Here is a 2,118-nt window from a genome sequence, read left to right on the forward strand (position 1 = left end):
ACGGACAAGTGGCGATCGTCACCGGCGCAGGCGGCGGTCTGGGCCGGGCGCATGCGCTGGCCTTGGCGGCGCGCGGCGCGAAAGTCGTGGTCAATGACCTGGGCCGCGCCGCGGAGGTAGCGGCCGAGATCAGGGCCGCGGGCGGCGAGGCGATGGCCTCGACCGCATCGGTCAGCGACCGCGCGGCGGTGGCAGCGATGGTGGCCGAGGTCGTGGAGACCTGGGGCCGCATCGACATCCTGATCAACAACGCGGGCATCCTGCGCGACAAGAGCTTCGCCAAGACCCCGCCCGAGGCTTTCGAGGCCGTGATCGACGTGCATCTACGCGGCGCCTGGACCTGCTCGCAAGCCGTGTGGGAGATCATGCGCGCCCAGGGCTACGGCCGGATCCTGATGACCACCTCCTCCTCCGGCCTCTACGGCAATTTCGGCCAGGCGAATTATTCGGCCGCCAAGCTGGCGCAGGTCGGGCTGATGAACACGCTGGCCATCGAGGGCGAGAAGCACGGCATCCGCGTCAACGCGCTGGCCCCGGCCGCCACGACGCAGATGACCGAGGCCCTGCTGCCTCCCGGCACCGCCGAGCTGCTGGCGCCCGAGAAAGTCTCGCCCGGCGCCCTGTTCCTCGTCAGCCGCGACGCGCCCACCAAGACCATCCTCACCGCCGGCGCCGGCGTCTTCGCCGTCGCCCGGATCGAGGAGACGCCGGGCATCGCGCTCGGCCCCGATGCCAGCCCCGAGGATGTCGCGCAGGCCTGGGACAGCCTCGCCGCACAAGCCATCGACAGCCCGGTCCGCGCCGCCTGGGCCCAGACCGCGAAATTCATCGAGATGGCGGGCGGAGGGTCGGCCCCATGAAGAACCCCCTCGACGGCTTCCGCGTCACGCGGGACGATCTGTGGTACGTGGGCGAAGACCTGCAACGCCCCGAATGCATCCTCGCCGAACCCGACGGCGCACTCTGGTCGGCCGATGCCCGCGGCGGCGTCGTGCATATCCGTCCCGATGGCACGCAGACACTGATCGCCCAGAGCCTCGACACCCGCTTCGGCGCGACGATGGACGAGGCCGACCGCTTCACCCAGGGCACCCTGCCCAACGGGCTGGCTTTCGACGTGGATGGCTCGATCCTGATCTCGAATTTCGGCACCGACCGGCTGGAACGGATGACCCGCGACGGCCGCACGACCGTGGTCCTGGACACGATCGACGGCACACCCATCGGCAAGGTGAATTTCGTGCTCAGGGATTCGCGCGGGCGGATCTGGCTGACGATTTCCACGCGGATCGTGAACTGGATGGCAGCGATCAGCCCGCGGTATTCCGACGGCTATGTGGCGGTTCTGGACAACGACGGGGCGCGGATCGTCGCCGACGGCTTCATGTTCACCAACGAGATCCGCTTCGATGAAGCCGAGGAATGGCTCTACGTGGTCGAGACGACCGGCCGCCGCATCACCCGCCTCAGGATCGGCGAGGGCGCCGAGGTGCAGGCGCGCGAGACCTTCGGGCCCGCCGATACCGGCGGCTTCATCGACGGCATCGCTTTCGACGCCTACGGCAATCTCTGGGGGACGCATGTGATGTCCGACCGGATCTTTGCGATCACGCCCGAGGGCGAGTTCCGGGTGATCCTCGACGACGACAACCCCGAACCCTCCGCCGCGCTCTACGAGGCCTTCGAGCGCGACGCGGTCACGCCCAACCACATGCTGGCCTGCGGCGGGACGATTGCCCCCTGGTTCGCCTCCGTCACCTTCGGCGGGCCGGATCTGAGGACGGTCTATATCGGCTCCCTGCGCGGCAACCGGATCCCCGCCTTCCGCAGCCCGGTGGCGGGCCTGCCCATGGCGCATTGGCGCTGACACTTCGGCGCCGCGCTTGTGGCGAGGCCGGGGGGTTTTCCACCCCCCGGACCCCCCGGAGGATATTTGCAGAACAAAGATGCGCGATTTACCTGCCCTTAAGGTTAACGCGCCATGCTGAGATCACGGTACAGGCTGGGAAGCCGATGACCGTGAACGAAGAGGGCGGCGTGGTCCCGATGGCCACGCCGCTTTCTCATCTTTGTTCTTCAAATATCCACGGGGATTTTCAAGGGGGGCGTGCCCCCCTT

2 protein-coding genes are annotated in these 2,118 nt (G+C 68.1%); both read left to right on the forward strand.

Annotated features, from left to right (window positions below; translation table 11 throughout):
- A partial coding sequence (locus VDQ18_RS23545) for an SDR family NAD(P)-dependent oxidoreductase (RefSeq protein WP_323023285.1) occupies nt 1–860 on the forward strand: 860 nt, incomplete at its 5' end.
- Nucleotides 857–1,867 carry an SMP-30/gluconolactonase/LRE family protein gene (locus tag VDQ18_RS23550; RefSeq protein WP_323023286.1) on the forward strand — a complete coding sequence of 337 codons (1,011 nt, stop codon included), beginning with the start codon at nt 857–859 and terminating at the stop codon, nt 1,865–1,867. The genes VDQ18_RS23545 and VDQ18_RS23550, both read left to right, overlap by 4 nt.
- Nucleotides 1,868–2,118 lie beyond the last annotated feature (251 nt).

The organism is Pararhodobacter sp. (assembly GCF_034676075.1).
Lineage (GTDB): Bacteria > Pseudomonadota > Alphaproteobacteria > Rhodobacterales > Rhodobacteraceae > Pararhodobacter.